Here is an 18678-nt window from a genome sequence, read left to right as displayed (position 1 = left end):
CGGCGGGGCGGGCGTCGGGTTGGTGGGTGGTGAGGATGGCGGTGGTCTGGCGGCGGAGGGTGCGGGGGCCGGGGACAGCCTGGTGGGGGCGGGTGGGGGTGAGTAGTTCGGCGATCTCGGTGTCGACGGCTTCGAGGTGGGTGATGCCGAGGGTGCGGGCGAGGTGGTCGGCGGTGCGGTAGACGTTGTCGTCGGGGTCGGGTGCGCAGGAGGTGGCGAGGGCGTACTCGTTGCGGTTGGTGCGCAGTTTCGCCTGGGCTGTGGGGTCTGGGTTGGTCACCAGTGACCAGGAGGGTGTGGGTGGAGAGGGGTTGAGTAGGTTACCGAAGAGGTCGATCACGTGTGCGGGTCGCCGGTGGACGAAGGTGTGGTGGTGCATGGTGTCTCCGGTGGTTTTTTGGCGGAGAGTGTCTGTACGCGATTGTACATACAGCACAGAAACAATGCACGTGTTCGATTACATAAGATGGCGAATCGGAGACTACCGTCCCTGAATGACGATGGTCCTGTCGTCCTGGTTGCAGCGGAACATGGGGTTTCCGGGTTCGATCCGCCCATCTTGATGTCGCTGCCGCACTGCCAGCCGTCGATGTCGAGGGAAAGGATGTTTCCGGAGTTTTCCGGGTGCTTCGGGCTGGACAGGTAGGAGCTGAAGACATCGACAGCGGTGGCGCAGTCGACGGCACCCTCGGTGACGGTCACCTCGGTGTCCTGGAGATTGGAGAACCGTCCCCGTTCTGCGTCGCCGCAGGTGTCGCCTATACCGGTCCAAGCGGTGCGCCAGGCCGACGAGGTGAAGCTGTCGGCGTCGTAGGAGAAGATGTCGTCACCTCGGGAGCAGTCCACGGCGTCGGGAGCGGTGGCCGTGCAGGTGATCCCTGCGACCTCGATCCGATGGTCGGGATGAAGGATGGTGGCGGAAGCCTCGGCGGTTTTTCTCCTCGAGTCCGCCGGCGGGGAGGAATCCCTTGTCTCCGCTCAGGTAGACGGCGGATGCGGGAGTTCCGTACTCGAGGTCCGGGACTTCGTCGTCAAGGGGGAGGACGCAGTTCACCGAGGTAGTCCTGGATTCCTCACCTGCGGTCAGGGTGCAACTGGTCCCGTCCTGTTCGAGTCGGAAGACCGCGCTGTCACCGGAAGCGAACTCGGCGGCATCCACGGTCTCCACCTCATCTGCGGAGGAGGAACCGTTGCACGAGGCGAGGGAGAAAGCGGTAAGGACAGCAGCCGAGGCGGCCACGGATAGTCTGAGATGGGGCACAGATAATCCTTGAAGTTGGAGAGCTTGAAGGTCAGGATATTCACGGTAGTGGTCGGACGGACGGCCAACACCGACGTTCGGAAAACTCGGTTACCCACGTACACTCACCAGGTCTGCTTCCGTCCGGTCCACGGCGGCGTCTTCCGCAGCAGTTCATTGACCTCGTACCGGGGGAGCTTCTCGCGGCGTGCCTCGGCCGCGTGACCCATCTCCACCAGAGCCTCGGCAGGGGAGGGGGCGAGGCAGGCCCAGGCGGTGCCGTCCCAGTGGACCATGAGGAGCAGCACCATGGCGCCGTCGACCCCGTGATGGTCGATCAACCTGGCGTCCTTCAATTCGGCGAAAGCGACGGCGCGCAACGGGCCGCGGGGACGCTCCGCCACGAACCCGTCGTCGAAACGGTGCATGATCAGCGGGCCGATCCGTAGCCTGAACAGCTCCGCGTAGGTCCGCAACCCTCCGGCAGACAGGAGATACAGTGCCGGCAGGCCGAGCAGCGGCAGGACCAGCCACCGGGGTCCCGGGACCGCGAACGCAGCGATGACCGGCACGATGCCGAGGATGAGCAGCAACGGGCCGCCGACGATGCTGCGCCAGCCATGCCGGCGGCTCACCCGGTCGGAGCGGTGCCACAGGCCGAGGACGGCGGCGTCCGCGGCATCGGTGACGCGGATCGAGGGGATTCGGTTCACCGTGCCGCCTTTCGTGCCCGGGCCCGGGGCTGCGGCGGAGTGATGGTCATGGAATGATCTTCCCACCATTGCCCGGGACTTGGCACGGCAACTGCAGTGGGACGAGTTATATAATGCCGTGAATGAGTGCCGCACCCTCCGACATCGGCTTCGGCCCCCGGTTCGTTGCGCCGGTCCTGTCGGGACCCGCACTGAATCCGGTCAACACCACGATGATCGCCGTCGCACTCGTACCGATCGCCCAGGCCACCGGGGTTTCGGCCTCTCTGGCGATATGGCTCGTCGCCGGACTCTACATCGTCAGCGCGGTCGCCCAACCTGCGATGGGACGCATCGCCGACATCTTCGGACCGAAGAAGGTCTACGTCACCGGCCTGCTGCTCGTCATGGTCGGTGGGCTGGTCCCCGCTGTCTGGGCGTTCTTCCCCGGGGCCCTTCTCTCCCGCATCATCATCGGGCTGGGTACCTCGGCCGCCTATCCGTCGGCGATGACACTCATCAGTGACCAGGCCCGACGCCTGGGGCGGCACACCCCGCGACCGCTGCTCACCGGCCTGTCGGTCTCCAGCCTCGTGACCACTGCCGTCGGGCCGGTGATCGGCGGGCTGCTCGTCCACCAGCTCGGATGGCAGTGGATCTTCATCGTCAACACCCCGGTGGCTGCGGTGATCCTGCTGTTCGTCCTGGTCTGGCTCCCTGCCGACAACACCCGGGAGAGCGCTGCCGGGGACTCGGGTCTGGACATCCCGGGCATGGCGGTCTTCACCGTCATGCTCGTCAGCGCCCTGCTGTTCTTCCTCGACCTCGATGCCGGACTGAACTGGTTGATCCCGGTCGCAGTGGTCGCACTCGGCGTCCTCGTGTGGCGGGAACTACGTGTCAATTCGCCGTTCATCGACCTGCGCATGCTGGTGGGCAACGGTGCGCTCACCCGCACCTACCTGCGGATGTTCATCACCTACACCGGCATGTACCTCATGGTCTACGGCTTCACCCAGTGGCTGCAGGACGCCGCGGGCTACTCCGCCGACCACGCCGGACTCATCCAGCTGTCCACCACGGCTTTCGCCCTGGTCTGTTCCTGGATCGTCGCCCGGAGTACGTCGGTGCGCGGGCCGCTGACCGCCGCGGCCATCGCCCTGATTCCCGGCGCACTACTCATGGCCTTCGTGGACGCCGGAAGTACGCTGATCTATCTGCTCCTGCTCGTCGGCGTCTTCGGGATAACGCAGGGCTTCGGCTCGGTGTGCAGCCAGGAGGTCGTGTACCGCAGTGCGCCGAAGGAGCAGATGGGGTCGGCGTCCGGCCTGTCCCGCACGGCGATCCAGATCGGGGCGATCGTGGCGTCCAGCATCATCGGTCCGGTGTTCGGGGAGTCCGCCACCGATGCCGGCGTGCACACGCTCGCATGGATAGTGCTGGCGCTCGGACTGGCAGGTACGCTGCTCACCGTGACGGATAAGGCGTTGAAGGCAACGGGCACTGATGATTGACATCACCCAGTTGGGTGCGCTGGTCCTGGCGTGCGTGGTCCTTATCGCCGTCCCCGGCCCTTCAGTGCTTTTCGTTGTCGGCCGGGCACTGAGCCACGGCCGCGACATCGCCATGCTCACCGCGGTCGGCAATGCCGTCGGCTGCTACTCCGCCGGCGTCCTTGTCGCGGTGGGGCTCGGGCCACTGCTGGAACGTTGGGACCTGCTGTTCCAGCTGTTCAAATGGGCCGGCGTCCTCTTCCTGATCTGGATCGGCGTCCAGGCGGTCCGTCATGCCGGACCGGTCGGGGAGGGGGTCGCCGACCGGGTCACCGGGAAGACCTCGCGGTGGAAGGCGGTGCGCGCCGGTGCGCTCGTCGGTTTCACGAACCCGAAGAATCTCATCATGTTCACCGTGGTAGTGCCGCAGTTCATCAACCAGGACGCCGGGAATCTGCCGCTGCAGATGATTCTCCTGGGGTTGGTTCCGTTGACCGTGGGCCTGATCTGCGACAGTGCCTGGGCGCTGACAGCGGCGAAGGCACGCGGGTGGATCACCGGATCGGCGAAGCGGATGACCACTGCCCAGCGGGCCGGGGGACTCTCGGTCATCGCTGTGGGGGCGTCGGTGGCGGTGACCAGTTAGTATGTAACCGACTGACGGTCTATCAGGAGGTTGAACCGTGGTGACGTTGCGTGAGGAGCATGCACAGCAGACCCGGGACGCGCTGATCGCGGCAGGGACCGAACGTTTCGCGACCGACGGATATGCATCGACCTCAGTCGCCCGCATCGTCGAGGATGCCAGGGTCTCCAAGGGGGCGTTCTACCATCACTTTCCGGACAAGAAGGCTCTGCTCAAGGCGGTCGTGTCTGCAGCGTGTGAGCGTTCGGAGGTGATGATCCGTCAGACCGTGGAGAGTGCGTCGGAATCAGGGGACCTCGTCGCATCTGCTCTGGACGCGGCGATGGAGGCGGTGCAGAACGACGAGGACTACCGGAAGCTCCGTCAGCAGGCCTCCGGAGTGCTTTCCGAGCAGGAACGCCGGGAACTCGATGACCGACACCGGCTCCCGCTGGTCTCCTCGATCCTCGGTGAACTGCGTCGTCAGGGGGAACTGCGCGCCGAGCTGGATGCGCAGGCCACGACTGCTCTGGTGGTCGCCCTGCTGGAAACCACCAAGGAGGAGGTCACGGCAAGCGACGATCCGACCGCCCGGTACGCGCAGTTCCGTCCGGTACTGCTGAGGTTCATCCGTTCGCTGGCCGAGGACTGACAGGGTCCTGAGGGCGGATCATGGTCGCGGCCGCCACCATTCCGATCACTGCGACAGCCGCTGCGACGGTGAGTGTCGTCTGCAGAGCATCGATGAACGCGGTGTCTGCGGCGACGGTCACCGGTCCACGGATCGCATCAGGGAGAGAATCAGCCAGAACAGTTCCGCCGCCGGAGGTGGCTGCATCAGCGGCGTCACTGCGGGAATTTCCGAGAGCTGCAGTGGCCTGGTCGTCGGTGAAGGCGGAACGGACCCGGTTGGCGAACAGTGCACCGAGACCAGCAATGCCTACGGCTGTGCCGACCTGTTGGAACGTCTCGTTGACACCGGAGGCGACCCCGGTACGTTCCGGAGTGGTGGTGGAGACCGACAGCTCGGCGCGCACCGGGTTGAACAGTCCCATCCCCGTGCCCATCACGATCACCGTCGGGATGGGGGCGCTCCAGTCATCCCCGGGTTCGATCAGCCGGATGAGCAGTAGACCGACGGCGACACACAGCATCGACAGTGTCAGTGTCACCCTCGGGGACGTTCGCGCGGAGATCACGGTGGCCACCGCCGCGCCGGAGAACAGTGTCAGTGTCATGGGGAGGATGCGGAGACCTGTCTCCCAGGCGCTGTAACCGAGATAGGCCTGGATGTAGGTGACGAACAGGAAAATCGCCGACAGAACAGAGACATTGATGGCCAGGGTCACGATGTTCAGGCCGTTGTAGGTCCGGTTGCGGAACAGGGCAGGATCGAACATCGCCTGGTCTCCCTTACGGAGTTGGATCGCAACGAAGGCAGCGGCGGTGACGAGACTGGCGGAGAAGAGTCCGACGATGACCGTACTGGTCCAGCCATCGGATTCGCCCCGAAGAAGGGCGAGTACGAAGAAGGTCAGGGACGCTGAGAAGGTCACGGCACCGGAGATGTCCAGTGGTGGGACGGTCTCGGAACGTGACTCGACGACGCGGAACCAGCTGATGACCAGGCAGATAACTCCGACAGGGACATTGATGAGGAAGATCCAACGCCAGTCGATACCGTCGGTCAGACCGCCGCCGAGCAAGGGGCCGAAGGCGATCGCGAGAGCACCGACACCTCCGAAGATTCCGAATGCACGGGTGCGGTCAGAGCCGGTGAAGACGTGGCCGATCAGCGCGGGACCGACGGCGAAGAGATTCGCTCCGCCCAGGCCCTGGATGAGCCGTGCCGCAATGAGAATGCCGATATTCCAGGCGATCCCGCAGAACAGGGAAGCGGCGGTGAAAATGACCAGTCCGATGAGGAAGAGCCGTCGCCGGCCGATGCGGTCCGCAAGCGAGCCGGCGGCAACAAGCACGGCGGCCAGTCCGAGGGCGTAGGCGTCCAGCACCCATTGAAGCTGGGTGAAGGTGGCGGAGAAGTCCGTGCGGATATCGGGTAACGCGACATTGACGACAGTGAGGTCGAGCATGAGCATGAACACCGCCAGGGAGGCGATTGTCAGTGTCCATGACCGTCCCGCAGAAGGGGCGGATGGTCGTACACCGTGTGACGACGCTGCGTCAGGTGCGAGAGTGTTTGTCATGGCCATACTCCAGACTGTAATTCACAAACCGACCGTCGGTATGTTAAATCACGTAGTAGCACACGCGGTCCGTAAAGTGGGATGCTCGACCCCCGAGGTGATTCCCGTGAAGTACTCACTGTCCGCCGTTCTCTTCTCCGTCGTCCTGGTCCTTTCCTCCTGTTCGGGCGGTGACGGCGGCGACACCGACACCCACACCGACGCCACAGCCACCGGCCTCGACGCGCCGTGGTCGATGGCGGTCACGGAGAACGGCACTGTGCTGGTCAGTGAACGGAACACGGAGAAGATACTGCAGGTCGACGCCGGGGAGACGACGGAGATCACCACCGTTCCGGGAGTCGATGCCAGGGGAGAGGGTGGACTGCTCGGCATCGTCGTCAACGGCGGCGACCTCTACGCCTACACCACCACCGCCACGGACAACCGCGTCCTGACGCTGTCGCTGGATGATCCCGACCAGGCGCCGGAGACGGTCATCGACGGGCTGCCCAAGGGGACCAACCACTACGGAGGACGCCTCGCATTCGGCCCGGACGGGATGCTCTACGTGACCGTCGGTGATGCCGGGAACCGGGAGGACGCGCAGGACGTGGCATCCTCCGGAGGAACGATCCTGCGGGTCACGCCTGAGGGAGAGGTGCCGGAGGACAATCCCTTCCCGGACTCGCCGGTGTACAGCTACGGGCACCGCAACGTGCAGGGGATCGGCTGGGCGGAGGACGGCACGATGTACGCCAGCGAGTTCGGGCAGGACACCTGGGACGAACTCAACATCATCACCGCCGGCGGGAACTACGGCTGGCCCGTGGTCGAGGGGCAGGCGGGACGCAGGGAGTTCATCGACCCGGTGCAGCAGTGGGCGCCGTCGGAGGCCAGTCCCAGCGGGATCGCCGTCACACAGGACGCCGTGTGGATCGCGAACCTGCGCGGGGAACGGCTCCGGGAGGTGCCGCTGTCAGATCCGTCAACGGCGACCGAGCACCACGTCGGCGAGTTCGGCAGGCTGCGGGACGTGGTGACCGGGCCGGACGGGGAACTGCTCGTGCTGACGAGCAACACCGACGGACGCGGGACCCCGGGTGCCGATGACGACCGCATCGTCGTGCACTAGAACCACCCCCGGGTGTCCGGAACCTGGGACGGCAGGCATACCGTAGGATCTCGTGATCACCGTGGCCCTCGTCCTGCTCGTCGCCGTTCTCGTCGGCGCGATCCTCCAGCGCATCACCGGGATGGGGCTCGGACTCGTCGCCGGACCGGTACTCTCCGTCGCGCTCGGACCGGCCGCCGGTGTCACGGTCGTCAACGGACTCTCGGTGGTGAATGCGGCGAACAACGCCTGGGCGGTCCGCGCCCGGACGGACTGGCACCGGTTCCGATTCCTTATCGGAGGACTGGTCGTCGGGTCGGTGCCAGCGGCGTTCGTGGTGACGGCCATCGACGGACCGTGGCTGCTCGTCACCGTCGGCCTGCTGGTCATGGCGGCGCTGGGTGTGTCGATGCTCAACACCGAGAAACTGCGGGTCAGTGAGGAATCCCGGACAGCGATGATCGTCACCGGTGTCGCCGGGGGATTCATGAGCACCCTCGTCGGTATCGCGGCCCCCGCCTTCACCATCTACGCGCGGATCACCAGGTGGGACTACCGCGACTTCGTCGCCACCCTGCACCCGGTGATCCTCGTCGCCAACCTGCTGTCCTTCGTGGTGAAGCTGATCGTCCTCACCCACATCGACACCGGTGATCTTCCGGTGTGGATCTGGGTTGTCGCACTGGTCACCATCTTCGTCGGTGCCTGGTTCGGTGACCGGCTCAATGACCGGATGTCCAGTGAGGGGATGCGGAGACTGGCCACCCTGCTGGCCTTCGCCGGGGCGGCCACCCTCCTCATCCAGGGCATAGTGCAGCTGGTCAGCTGACCGGCATTCCCGGGGACGGCAGTGCGACGGGTGCCCCGTAGGTCTCCCGGATATCCTGCGAGATCCGCATGGAGCAGAACTTCGGACCACACATCGAGCAGAAGTGCGCCGATTTCGCTGGCTCGGCGGGCAGGGTCTCGTCGTGGTACTCCTGCGCCGTGGCCGGGTCGAGACCGAGGGCGAACTGGTCGTTCCACCGGAACTCGAACCGGGCCTTCGACAGGGCGTCATCCCGGTGAGTGGCACCGGGGTGGCCTTTGGCAATATCCGCGGCGTGCGCGGCGATCTTGTAGGTGATCACCCCGGTCTTCACGTCATCCCGGTTCGGCAGGCCCAGGTGCTCCTTCGGTGTGACGTAGCAGAGCATCGCGGTGCCGTAGCGGGCGATCTCGGTCGCCCCGATCGCCGAAGTGATGTGGTCGTATCCCGGCGCGATGTCGGTGACCAGCGGGCCGAGGGTGTAGAATGGGGCGCCGTGGCACAGCTCCTGCTGGCGTTCCACGTTCTCCCGCACCTTGTGCAGCGGGACATGGCCGGGTCCCTCGACCATCACCTGGACATCGTGGGCCCAGGCCCGTTCGGTGAGTTCGGCCAGGGTGTCCAGTTCGGCGAACTGGGCGGCGTCATTGGCGTCCGCGGTAGAGCCCGGACGCAGCCCGTCGCCGAGGGAGAAGGCGACGTCGTAGGCGGCGAAGATCTCGCAGAGCTCGTCGAAGTGGGTGTAGAGGAAGTTCTCCTCGTCATGCGCCATGGACCAGCCGGCGAGGATCGACCCGCCGCGGGAGACGATGCCCGTCACCCGCTCGGCGGTGAGCGGGATGTAGCGGTGCAGGACGCCGGCGTGGACGGTCATGTAGTCCACGCCCTGCTCACACTGTTCGATGACGGTGTCCCGGTAGATCTCCCAGGTCAGGGCGTTGGCCACGCCGTTGACCTTCTCCAGTGCCTGGTAGATCGGCACGGTGCCGACCGGGATGGGGGAGTTGCGGATGATCCACTCCCGGGTGGTGTGGATGTCGTTTCCGGTGGACAGGTCCATGAGCGTGTCCGCACCCCACTTCGCGGCCCAGTCGAGCTTCGCCACTTCCTCGCTGATGGAGCTGGTCACCGCCGAGTTGCCGATGTTCGCGTTGACCTTCACCAGGAATGCCCTACCGATGATCATCGGCTCCGATTCGGGGTGGTTGATGTTGGACGGGATGATGGCGCGTCCGGCGGCGAGTTCACTGCGGACGAGTTCGACGTCGCAGTTCTCGCGCAGGGCGACGAACCGCATCTCCGGGGTGATGACGCCGCGCCGGGCGTAGTGCATCTGGGTGACCGTGCGACCGGTTGTGGCCCGCAGCGGGTCGGGGCGCCGTCCGCGCCACTGCTGTGAGGCGGCACCGCGGCGCAGAGCGGCCCGGCCGTCGTCGAGGAGCTGGTGGCCACGGTGGTTGTAGGTTTCCGTGTCATCGCGCTCGGCGATCCACTGCTCCCGCCAGGGGATGAGGCCCTCCTCGGGGACGCTGCCCGGGCCCATGGTGCGGTAGACCTGCACCGGGGCGTTGGGGGTTCCGTCGGGGGAGTCGTCGAGGTGGATCTCGGTGACGGGCACTGAGATGTCGTGGGTCGGGTCGGTGAGCCGACCGGGACGGTGGGTCGGGTGCTGCTCGCGGGACGGGTCTGGCGACAGATGTGGCATGGCTGAAGTCCTCACTTCCTCCGCCGGTGTTAACCGGATCAGGTTCAACGGTCCCGGACGGTGCATGGTCCGGTCTCAGCCCCCTCGTCGGGGCTCCCGTGTGGTCGGTTCAACAACTATCAGGGTCGAAGGCAGACGGCAATTCGACCGTCATTAGCCGGGGGAATGATACGGTCAGCGGTTGTGAAAGAAAGCTGGTCAGTCTTCGCCAGGGATGCGGGTCGTCTCCTGCGCACCCCGAAGGTGTGGGTCATCGTCATCGGTGTGCTCTTCACTCCGGCGCTGTACGCCTGGGTCAACGTCGCCGCGTTCTGGGACCCCTACGGCAACACCGGGAATATCCGGGTCGCCGTGGTCAATGAGGACAAGGGGGGTGACTCCGACCTCACCGGGGAACTTGACGTAGGTGCCAGGGTCGTCGACCAACTGAAGGAGAATGACCAGCTGGGCTGGCAGTTCATGGACGCTGACGAGGCAGACGACGCCCTCCACAAAGGGGACGTCTACGCCTCGATCACCGTGCCGGACACCTTCACCTCGGACATCCTCAGCATGTTCCAGGGCACCTACTCGGAGCCGACGCTGCTCTACCAGGTCAACGAGAAGGACAGCGCGGTCTCCCCGAAGATCACCGACCAGGGCGCGACCACACTCGACACCACCGTGAACTCGACATTCAAGGAGATGGTCGCCGACGCCGTCACCACCGAGCTCAGCTCCGCCGGCGGCGACCTGGCGGACAACCTCACCGATGCGCAGGAGGGGGCCGCCGACGCCTTCGACGAGACCGCGCAGACCATGTCCGCGGCCCGGGGCAGCCTCACCCGGATCCAGGACGGTCTCGGCGGAGCGGGGTCGACGATCGCCGCCACGCAGGAGACGCTCGGCTCGGTCGACACCGCGCTCGGGGACGCCGTGAGTGCACTCGACCAGGTGCGCGACATCATGTCCGATGTCCAGGAACAGGTGTCGACTTTCACCGGGGACGCCACCGACTCCTACCTCGGGATCAACCGGGCACTGACAGACGCCACGTCCGACGCCGATGCCGCGGTCGCCGCCGTCACCGGTGAACTCGACCGGGCCGGGGCCGCGATCGGCAACGCAGGCCGGGACGCCTCGGGCGCGCTGGCACAGAGCGATCGGGTCATCAGTCAGCTCGGGAACATGCTCGACAGTGCGGCGATCACCCCGGGTGCCGCGCAGCCGCTGCAGGACGCCCTGGACGACCTCCGGGAACGCAGCGCCGCCGACCGGGCACTGGTCGACAGGCTCACCGCACTGGGGACCGACGCGACCGACGCAGCGTCCACGGTCAGCGCCGCGGCCGACGCCTTCGGGACGGCGACCGACGACACCCGTGCCGCTGCGCGGGCACTGCAGACCTCGGTGTCGGATGCACTGCCCGGCCTGAACTCGGCGATCGACAGTGTGAACTCCACCGCCGGCCGGTTCTCCGGTGCACTGGATTCGACCCGTACCCTGCTGCAGGAGTCATCCGACCTGCTCGACGGGGTCGATGACGGACTCGACCGGGTCGACGGCCTCATCGACTCCTTCGACGGGAACCTCTCCGGGATCGAGAGCGGGCTGCGTACCGCGAAGACCGACATCCTCGCCCTGAACATCGCCTCTGACGGCAGTCTGCTGCACAGCGTCACCGACCTTGATTCGGACAGTATCGGCCGGTTCCTGTCGACCCCGGCGGAGGTGGAGAGTCACGCGGTGTACCCGGTCAGCAGCTACGGGTCCGGGATGGCGCCCCTGTTCACGAACCTGTCGCTGTGGATCGGTGCGTTCATGCTGATGATCATCTTCCGCACCGAAGTGGACCGGGCTGGCATGCGGCGGCTCACCGTCGGCCAGGCCTACTGTGGCCGTCTGATGCTTCTCGGCGCACTGTCGGTGGCGCAGTCGGTGGTCGTCACCGTCGGCGACCTGATCCTCGGGGTGCAGAACGTCAACCCGCTGGCTTTCGTCGGGACCGGCGTCCTCACCGGACTGGCGTACCTCACCATCATCTACGCCCTGGTCTCGGCACTGGGGCACATCGGACGCGGCATCGCCGTGGCGTTGGCGTTCATCCAGATCCCGGGCGCGACGGGTTTGTACCCGATCGAGATGATGCCGGACTTCTTCCAGTCGATATCGCCGTTCCTGCCGCTGACCCACGGCATCACGGCGCTCCGCGAAACCGTCGGCGGCTTCTACAGCGACCATTGGTGGCGGGCGATGGGCCTCCTTGCCCTGATGGCACTGGTCGCCTTCGTGGCCGGCATGCTGGTGCGACGCTGGCTGTCCAACGTCAACCGGCAGGTCAACGACCAGCTGGACGTGGGTGGTCTCATCATCAGCGAGAAGGTGGAGATCACCGGCAGCGGATACAGGCTCAGCGACACGGTGGGCGCGCTGCGCGACCGGGAGGGCTTCCGCGACGAGATAGACCGGAGGTGGCGTCGACTGCGGGAGAACTACGCCCTGTGGCTGGGGCTGTCGGTGATCGTCGGTGTCCTCGGTGTGGTGGTCCTCGGCGTGCTGGCCAGGATGATCCCGGACCAGAAGACGCTGTTCTTCGGTCTGCTGTGCCTGTGGTTCCTGCTCGTCATCGGCTTCATCGCCGGGCTGGACTACATCCGTCAGAGCTACCGGAGAGCGCATGACGTGTCCGAGATGTCCGAGAACGAGCTGCAGCTCGCCGTCGCCGACAAGGGGGAGCAGGCATGAGCAGAATCACCGAGATCGTCCGCGGCGACCTGAAGGCCGCGGGACGCAACGTCATGACCGGGATCGTGCTGTTCGGCCTGGTGGTCATCCCCATGCTCTTCGCTGTGTTCAATGTACTCGCGAGCTGGGATCCGTTCAGCCGGACCGATGAGCTGAAGATCGCCGTGGCCAGCGCCGACAAAGGCCACGAGAGCGATCTGGCACCGATATCACTCAACCTCGGCGACCAGGTCCTGTCGCAGCTCAGCCGCAACGACCAGATCGACTGGGTCATCACCGGCACCGATGACGCGGTAGAGGGGACGAAATCGGGTGAGTACTACGCCTCGATCGTCCTACCGGAGGACTTCAGTACCTCCCTGCTGACCTTCTACACCGCCGGGACCGAGCCGACCCAGCTCGAGCTGTACACCAACGAGAAGAAGAACGCGCTGTCCACGGTGCTCACCGAGCAGGGTGCAGAGGGTGTGATCACCCAGATCAACGACACCTTCGCCGAGATCATCGGCAGTATCGGGCTGGGTGTGGTGTCGTCCCTGGACAACTACCTCGAAGAGGATGACACCAAGGCAGCGATCGACCGGATCGAGGCACGGGTGGAGAACATCGGTGTCCAGCTGCACGCCGGGGCGCAGACCATGCGCTCCCTCACCGGCATGCTGGACTCCACCGCCCCGTTGCTCGAGGGCGCGGGGAACATCGCCCGCGCCGCCGGTGCCCAGTTCGACGACACCGGCTCCGATCTCGGCGGTGGGGCGGACGCCACGGACAGCCTGGACTCGACCCTGCGCAGTGCCGCGGCGTCGCTGGAACAGGCACTGTCCTCGACCGCCGACAGCTACAGCGCGGTCGGCGACCGACTCGACTCCCTCTTCGACAGTGCCGGGAACGCCGGAACCGGCACCGCGGCGACATTCACCGATCTCGCCGCGCGGGTCCAGCAGCAGACCGACGGCTTCCGGGCGGTCCGCGAGACTATCGACGACACCGTCGGTGCACCGCTTCCCGCGGGGGCACAGGCCGGGTACGACCGGGCTCTGGCCGGCCTCGACGCAGCGATCGACCGTAGCGACGACCTGCACGACCGGCTGACGCAGACCGCGCAGGACATCACCGACGGCACCGCCGATGCGCAGGCGTCGCGCCAGAGCGTGCAGGACGCGTTGGACCGGGCGTCGAGCGCCGTTGACAGTGCGGTGACGTCCTACCGGCAGGACCTGCAGCCGCAGATGACGCAGCTGGGTGACACCCTGGACGACCTCGGTGACAGCATCGGCACAGTCCGGGAGGACCTCGAGGGCGTCACCGCGTCCTTCGCGGATTCACCGGGTTCGCTGCAGGAGACGCTGGACCGGGCGCGGTCGGCGACGGTGTCGATCGCCGACAAACTTGAGGAGCACGCCGACCGGTTCGAGGAGATGGCGGACGCGCTGTCGACCGCCGGAGAGACCGGGGACTTCTCGAAGCTGGCCCGGGCCGCCGGTGATGATCCGCAGGCGCTGGCATCGCAGTTGGCGGCCCCGGTGGCTGTCGACCGGGAAGCGGTCTTCCCGGTGGCGAGTTTCGGCGCGGGGATGACGCCGCTCTACGTCACCCTGTCGCTGTGGGTCGGTGCGTTGCTCACCGCGGTGTTCGTGCGTCCCCGCGTGGACGGGGAGGGGGAGACATACACCCGGGCCCAGGCCTACCTCGGCAGGTTCGGCATCTTCGCGCTGACCGGCCTGGCGCAGGCCACCATGGTGGCGCTCGGCATGATCGTCTTCGTGCAGGTCGGCGCCGCGCACCCGTTCCTGTTCACACTGTGCTGCTGGGTGACGTCGCTGGTGTTCCAGCTCATCGTCTACACCCTGGTGCTGTCGCTGGGCAGCGCGGGTAAGGCGGTGGCGGTGCTGCTGCTGGTGCTGCAGGTCTCCGGCGGTGGCGGCGCCTATCCGCTGCAGCTGCTGCCCGGCTGGTTCCAGGTGCTCAGCCCGTGGCTGCCGGCCACCCACGCGATCGACGCGATGCGGGCGGCGATCGCCGGGGTGTACCGGGGTGACCTGTGGATCGAACTCGGCATCCTGCTGCTGTTCGCCGTGCCGTTCCTGGTTCTCGGCCTGTGGTTGCGCGGGCTGCTGGACGGCTACAACCGGACAACGACCGAGGCGATCGAGAAGACGAAGGTCATGGCGTGAGCCGGTTCAGAAGACCGGCCACGGCACGGCGGGCATGTCGCCGGCCGGTCCGGGGAAGACGCCGGTCTCCGACAGGTCGTCGCAGCGACGGCGCAGGGCGTGGAGTTCGGCGGGACTGAGGTGCTCGGCCAGCGCCTCGCCGAGGTCCGCCTCGAGCCCGTCCCGGACCGCGGTGACGCCGGTGAGTTCCTCCCCGGTGAGCGGCTGACCGATCCATCCCCAGAGCACAGTGCGCAGCCGCGGCTCGGTGTGGAAGGTGACTCCGTGGTCCACGCCGTAGCGGTGGCCGTCGGCCATGGGGAGGATGTGGGCACCCTTGCGGTCGGCGTTGTTGACCAGCACATCGAAGACCGCCATCCGGCGCAGTGCGGGGGAGTCCTCGTGGATGACGGAGACCGCGACGTCGTCGGCGTCGTAGCCGTCGAGGACGTGGTGGTGACCGGGCGGGATCTCGCCGGCGGGGACCAGGTCGACCGGGTCCTGGCCGGGGTCGGCGTCCTGCCAGAGCTGCAGCATGCCGGTGCCGAACCGCCCCTCACCGAGCCAGGTGGTCGGCACGATGTTCCAGCCGGTGGCCTCGGAGACGAGGTAGGCGGCGACCTCGCGGTGGGCGAGGGTGTGGTCGGGGAAGTCCCACAGGGGTTTCTCGCCGCGGACCGGCTTGTAGACCACGGCGGTGGTGTCATCCCCGGTGCCGATGTGGCCGAGGAAGGTCGCGTTGGATGCGGTGGTGATCCGGCCGGCCAGTTCCATCACTGCTGGCCGCGTCCGGCGGCGACGACGGCCCGGGTACGTTCGACGAAAGCCAGGGCGGAACCGACGGGGATGCGGACGACGAAGAGCTGCTCAGGTTCGATGTCTTCGATGGAGGTGATGTCCTCCAGCTGCTCGGGGTCGACCTCCGGGGCGGGTGCGGCCTCGATGACGACCTGGGTGGTCGTCGGATCCCAGCCGAGAGTGAGGACGCCGACGCGGAACTCTTCATCGAGGGGGAGGTCCAGCGGCTCATTGTCGACGAGCAGGGCATCGGTCTCGTCGGGGACGCTGGCCGGGTTGCCCTCGAGCTCACGCAGCTGGCCCAGCAGTTCGCCGATCCCGTCGGCGAGCGCGGCGGACTGCTGCTTCTCCAGGGCGACGCTGAAGATCCGGTCGCGGTCCTTCGCCTGCAGGTAGAACGTCCGGTCACCGGGCAGTCCCACGGTGCCGACGATGAAACGGTCGGGCCAGTCGAATCCGTGTGTGATGGTGGACATGACCCGATCCTAATGCCCTGCGCCGCCGCCCACCTGCGGGGCGTCCTGCGATGTGTCTTTCTGTGTCCCTGCCGCGAGCCAGGAGAGGTCCCCGGCGGTGGTGTTGACGCAGAGTACGTGGGGTCCGGCGGATGTGTAACTGATGACGGTGACGGACGCCGGGTCGGCGTGGACCCGCTGGAAATTGTCGAAGGGCATGCCGTAGGCGTCGGCGATGACCGCCTTGATGATGTCGCCGTGGCTGACGGCGGCCCAGACGGCGTGTTTTCCGTGTTCCTCGGTGATCTGTGCGTCGTGCTTTCTCACCGCGGCGACAGCGCGGATCTGCATGGCGGCCAGTGACTCGCCGCCGGGGAAGACCGCTGCGCTCGGCTGTCCGGTGACTGTCGTCCAGAGCGGTTCCTTGGCGAGGTCGGCGAGTTTCCCGTTCTGCCAGTCGCCGTAGTCGCACTCGGTGAGGTCGTCCTCGACGGTGAGGGTGGCGGGGGAGGTGGCGTCCTGCAGGGCGAGGAGGGCGTCCGCGGTCTGGCGGGTGCGCTCCAGCGGGCTGGAGACGACGGCGGCGAGCGGGATCGCGGCGAGGCGTTCGGCGGTGCGTCGGGCCTGCTCCAGGCCGGTGTCGTCGAGGAGGACGCCGGGGGTGCGGCCCGCGAGGACGCCGGCGGTGTTCGCGGTGCTGCGTCCGTGGCGGACGAGGATGACGGTGGCCATGGGGTCGAGGGTAGGCGGGATCAGGGCTCCATGGAGTAGCGCACGCCTCGGTTGTCGAACTGTCGCCGGGTCCCGACGGACGCTCCAATGAGGACCACAGATCCCGCCTCGCGGGCAGTGGGGAGGTCGGTGAAGGAGTCGGTGACGAACTCGGCGTGGGCGAGATCGACACCCAGCTCCCGCAGCGACTCGGCCTTGCGTTCGCCGAGCCGGTGGTCGGCGACCTGCATACCGGTCGGTGATTCGGTGAACTCCGTGGCGGAGAGCAGGTCGTAGGGGACTCCGGCCGTCTCCAGCAGTGCCGCCGCGAGGCGGCGCTCGGTCGCGGTGGCGATGACGATGGTCGCGCCCTGCTCCTTCTGCCGGCGGATCCTGTCGACGGTGCTGCTGCGGATCCAGGCGCGGCTCCCTCCGACGCGTCGGCCGTAATCGGTCACACGTCGCCCGAAGGTGCGGTCGTCGACGCCGCGCAGGGCGATCCCCGCGATGAACAGGCCCGAGGTGCGTCGGTACTCTTCGTCACGGCTGAAGAACCTGCGCACGGTGACGGGCACCGTCGGTATCAGGCGCAACGGCCGGCGGCAGAGTTGGCCGGCGGTGAAGACGGTGAAGGTGTCGCGGGTGGTGATGACACCGTCCAGGTCGTAGATGATCACAGGTGCGGGCATGATCAGCCCAGGTTAGCCTGGCGCGCACCGGAGTCACGTCAGTGAGTGCCGTCCATTCGCAGGAATCCGGTGACGAGTACCGCGGCCAGGCGGAGCAGCGCGGCGAGGCAGAGCAGGAGGGACGCGAACCCCAGGTTCAGCTGGGTGGTCAGCGGACCCAGACTGGCACCGAGGAAGAGGAAGAAACCGTTGAGGGCCATGCCGGCCCCGCGGTGGGGTGCCGAGCTCATGCCCAACAGGGTGATCATGGACGGCACCGCCAGGGCCACGCCGGTGACGAAGACCAGGCTGGCCATCGCAGTGCCGACGACAGTCGCGGACAGGGCGGCCTCCCCGACGAGGCCCACGGCAGCGAGCAGGAAACCGACGCGGGCGGTCGCGGCGACACCGATCCGGGTGGCCAGGGGACCGGCGAGCAGGGCGACGAACATTCCCGGCAGACCGACGAGACGGAACATGAGGACGGCGCCGGAGCTCAGGCCCGCGGCCTCCAGGTGGGGTCCGAGCGCGTAGTACATGGTGACGAAGGAGAGCAGCAGAGTGGTCAGCGCACCGGCAAGCAGCAGGATCCTCGGTTGGGTCAGCAGCTGGCCGAGGTTGCGGAACTGGCCTGCCAGGGTGGTCTCGCGGGTGCGTGCCGGTTCGGTGAGCAGGACGAGGACCGCCAGGCCGAAGGCGAGGAAGACGATGCCGCTGCCGGCGAAGAGCCAGCGCCAGGTGCCCTCATGGGCCAGTGCGGAGGCGGCGACCTGGCCGGTGATCCCGGCGACGAGGAAGGAGGTGGCCATGGCGCCGACGGAGGTGGCCCGGTGCTTCGGCGCGGTGGCCTCGGTGAGGTAGGCCAGGGCGATGGGGGCGTAGCTGGCGGCACCGATGCCCTGGAGGGTGCGGAAGACACCGGGGAGGATCACATTCGGAGCGAGAGCGCAGCCGACCGAGGTGACCACGAGCAGGGCCAGGCCGGTGAGGATCACGGGGCGGCGTCCGACGTGGTCAGCGACCGAGCCCCAGACGAGGAAGGCGGCGGCGTAGCTGAGGCTGAAGCAGGTGGAGAGGACCAGGGTGGCGGTGCCCGAGGAGGTTTCCAGGTCGGCGACGACCGGGTCGACCAGCGGGATCGTGGCGTAGAGCTGCATGAGGACGCAGAGTCCGGTGGCGACGAGTAGCGCGATGATGCCCGGGGTGGCCGGGAACTGCGTCTTCTGGGGCATGCGTTCTCATTTCCAACGTAACGGTTGGAGTTGAACGTAGTAGGGTTGCCGGTGAGAGTCCAACGGATCAGTTG

The 18678-nt window shown here is 66.9% G+C and carries 15 protein-coding genes, 1 pseudogene and 1 riboswitch; of the genes and pseudogenes, 7 read left to right on the top strand and 9 right to left on the bottom strand.

The window, feature by feature from the left end; genetic code table 11:
- Both CVA01_RS00970 and CVA01_RS00965 read right to left on the bottom strand, forming a co-directional pair.
- Positions 1-280: pseudogene (locus CVA01_RS00970) on the bottom strand (hypothetical protein); the annotation flags it as partial.
- Positions 281-1365: 1085 nt separating this feature from the next.
- On the bottom strand, positions 1366-1953 hold the full coding sequence (locus CVA01_RS00965; protein WP_141327920.1) for a hypothetical protein: 588 nt from the start codon (positions 1951-1953) through the stop codon (positions 1366-1368).
- A gap of 122 nt (positions 1954-2075) precedes the next feature.
- Here CVA01_RS00965 and CVA01_RS00960 point away from each other — a divergent pair, with 122 nt between their 5' ends.
- The 3 genes from CVA01_RS00960 to CVA01_RS00950 are packed head-to-tail and all read left to right on the top strand — an operon-like array spanning position 2076 to position 4702.
- Complete coding sequence (locus CVA01_RS00960; protein ID WP_141327918.1) at positions 2076-3446, top strand: MFS transporter; 1371 nt, start codon at positions 2076-2078, stop codon at positions 3444-3446.
- A complete protein-coding gene (locus CVA01_RS00955) occupies positions 3439-4071 on the top strand; it encodes a LysE family translocator (RefSeq protein WP_141327916.1) in 633 nt (210 codons plus the stop codon). Before CVA01_RS00960 ends, CVA01_RS00955 begins: the two co-directional genes overlap by 8 nt.
- A gap of 40 nt (positions 4072-4111) precedes the next feature.
- The gene (locus CVA01_RS00950) at positions 4112-4702 is read left to right on the top strand and encodes a TetR family transcriptional regulator (RefSeq protein WP_170209647.1); all 591 of its coding nucleotides are present in this window, start codon (positions 4112-4114) and stop codon (positions 4700-4702) included.
- On the opposite strand, the gene CVA01_RS00945 is transcribed toward CVA01_RS00950, so the two are convergent.
- Positions 4677-6143 (bottom strand): MFS transporter, encoded by a 1467-nt coding sequence (locus CVA01_RS00945; protein ID WP_244938074.1) that lies wholly within the window; start codon positions 6141-6143, stop codon positions 4677-4679. The two genes, CVA01_RS00950 and CVA01_RS00945, sit on opposite strands and share 26 nt — an antisense overlap.
- Here CVA01_RS00945 and CVA01_RS00940 point away from each other — a divergent pair.
- Together CVA01_RS00940 and CVA01_RS00935 are read left to right on the top strand one after the other, a co-directional pair.
- Positions 6142-7371, top strand: coding sequence for a PQQ-dependent sugar dehydrogenase (locus CVA01_RS00940; RefSeq protein ID WP_141327910.1), 1230 nt, complete (start codon positions 6142-6144; stop codon positions 7369-7371). The genes CVA01_RS00945 and CVA01_RS00940 overlap by 2 nt on opposite strands.
- 52 nt (positions 7372-7423) lie before the next feature.
- The gene (locus CVA01_RS00935; RefSeq protein WP_073883934.1) at positions 7424-8179 is read left to right on the top strand and encodes a sulfite exporter TauE/SafE family protein; all 756 of its coding nucleotides are present in this window, start codon (positions 7424-7426) and stop codon (positions 8177-8179) included.
- On the opposite strand, the gene thiC is transcribed toward CVA01_RS00935, so the two are convergent.
- Positions 8172-9863 (bottom strand): phosphomethylpyrimidine synthase ThiC, encoded by a 1692-nt coding sequence (gene thiC / locus CVA01_RS00930; RefSeq protein WP_014010502.1) that lies wholly within the window; start codon positions 9861-9863, stop codon positions 8172-8174. The genes CVA01_RS00935 and thiC overlap by 8 nt on opposite strands.
- Positions 9862-9973: riboswitch (TPP riboswitch) on the bottom strand. Its footprint overlaps the gene before it by 2 nt.
- A gap of 73 nt (positions 9974-10046) precedes the next feature.
- On the opposite strand from thiC, the gene CVA01_RS00925 reads away from it, so the two are divergent.
- Positions 10047-12587, top strand: coding sequence for a YhgE/Pip domain-containing protein (locus CVA01_RS00925; RefSeq protein ID WP_244938072.1), 2541 nt, complete (start codon positions 10047-10049; stop codon positions 12585-12587).
- On the top strand, positions 12584-14761 hold the full coding sequence (locus CVA01_RS00920; RefSeq protein WP_141327905.1) for a YhgE/Pip domain-containing protein: 2178 nt from the start codon (positions 12584-12586) through the stop codon (positions 14759-14761). Before CVA01_RS00925 ends, CVA01_RS00920 begins: the two co-directional genes overlap by 4 nt.
- 6 nt (positions 14762-14767) lie before the next feature.
- Here the strand turns inward: CVA01_RS00920 and CVA01_RS00915 are convergent, their stop codons facing one another.
- From CVA01_RS00915 to CVA01_RS00895, 5 genes are read right to left on the bottom strand one after another with little or no spacing between them, the layout of a single operon-like run.
- Positions 14768-15514 (bottom strand): SCO1664 family protein, encoded by a 747-nt coding sequence (locus CVA01_RS00915; protein WP_141327903.1) that lies wholly within the window; start codon positions 15512-15514, stop codon positions 14768-14770.
- Positions 15514-16014, bottom strand: a complete 501-nt coding sequence (locus CVA01_RS00910) for a DUF3090 family protein (RefSeq protein WP_014010498.1) — start codon at positions 16012-16014, stop codon at positions 15514-15516. The genes CVA01_RS00915 and CVA01_RS00910 overlap by 1 nt, the downstream gene beginning before the upstream one ends.
- Positions 16015-16023: 9 nt before the next feature.
- Positions 16024-16725 (bottom strand): MSMEG_4193 family putative phosphomutase, encoded by a 702-nt coding sequence (locus CVA01_RS00905; RefSeq protein WP_141327901.1) that lies wholly within the window; start codon positions 16723-16725, stop codon positions 16024-16026.
- A 20-nt stretch (positions 16726-16745) separates the two neighbouring features.
- Positions 16746-17393: a haloacid dehalogenase-like hydrolase gene (locus tag CVA01_RS00900; RefSeq protein ID WP_141327899.1), complete on the bottom strand. Its 648-nt coding sequence runs from the start codon at positions 17391-17393 to the stop codon at positions 16746-16748.
- A gap of 38 nt (positions 17394-17431) precedes the next feature.
- A complete protein-coding gene (locus CVA01_RS00895) occupies positions 17432-18604 on the bottom strand; it encodes an MFS transporter (protein ID WP_218024546.1) in 1173 nt (390 codons plus the stop codon).
- Positions 18605-18678 lie beyond the last annotated feature (74 nt).

The sequence above is a fragment of the Corynebacterium variabile genome, assembly GCF_006539825.1.
GTDB classification, from domain to species: Bacteria; Actinomycetota; Actinomycetes; order Mycobacteriales; family Mycobacteriaceae; genus Corynebacterium; species Corynebacterium variabile.
This window is presented reverse-complemented; position numbering and strand designations above follow the sequence as displayed.

What these genes read in the sequence shown, in the direction of transcription:
- CVA01_RS00960 (WP_141327918.1), top strand. Translation starts at nt 2,076, where the DNA reads ATGAGTGCCGCACCCTCCGACATCGGCTTCGGCCCCCGGTTCGTTGCG.
- CVA01_RS00955 (WP_141327916.1), top strand. Translation starts at nt 3,439, where the DNA reads ATGATTGACATCACCCAGTTGGGTGCGCTGGTCCTGGCGTGCGTGGTC.
- CVA01_RS00940 (WP_141327910.1), top strand. Translation starts at nt 6,142, where the DNA reads ATGAGCATGAACACCGCCAGGGAGGCGATTGTCAGTGTCCATGACCGT.
- CVA01_RS00945 (WP_244938074.1), bottom strand. Translation starts at nt 6,143, where the DNA reads ATGCTCGACCTCACTGTCGTCAATGTCGCGTTACCCGATATCCGCACG.
- thiC (WP_014010502.1), bottom strand. Translation starts at nt 9,863, where the DNA reads ATGCCACATCTGTCGCCAGACCCGTCCCGCGAGCAGCACCCGACCCAC.
- CVA01_RS00920 (WP_141327905.1), top strand. Translation starts at nt 12,584, where the DNA reads ATGAGCAGAATCACCGAGATCGTCCGCGGCGACCTGAAGGCCGCGGGA.
- CVA01_RS00915 (WP_141327903.1), bottom strand. Translation starts at nt 15,514, where the DNA reads ATGGAACTGGCCGGCCGGATCACCACCGCATCCAACGCGACCTTCCTC.
- CVA01_RS00910 (WP_014010498.1), bottom strand. Translation starts at nt 16,014, where the DNA reads ATGTCCACCATCACACACGGATTCGACTGGCCCGACCGTTTCATCGTC.
- CVA01_RS00905 (WP_141327901.1), bottom strand. Translation starts at nt 16,725, where the DNA reads ATGGCCACCGTCATCCTCGTCCGCCACGGACGCAGCACCGCGAACACC.
- CVA01_RS00900 (WP_141327899.1), bottom strand. Translation starts at nt 17,393, where the DNA reads ATGCCCGCACCTGTGATCATCTACGACCTGGACGGTGTCATCACCACC.
- CVA01_RS00895 (WP_218024546.1), bottom strand. Translation starts at nt 18,604, where the DNA reads ATGCCCCAGAAGACGCAGTTCCCGGCCACCCCGGGCATCATCGCGCTA.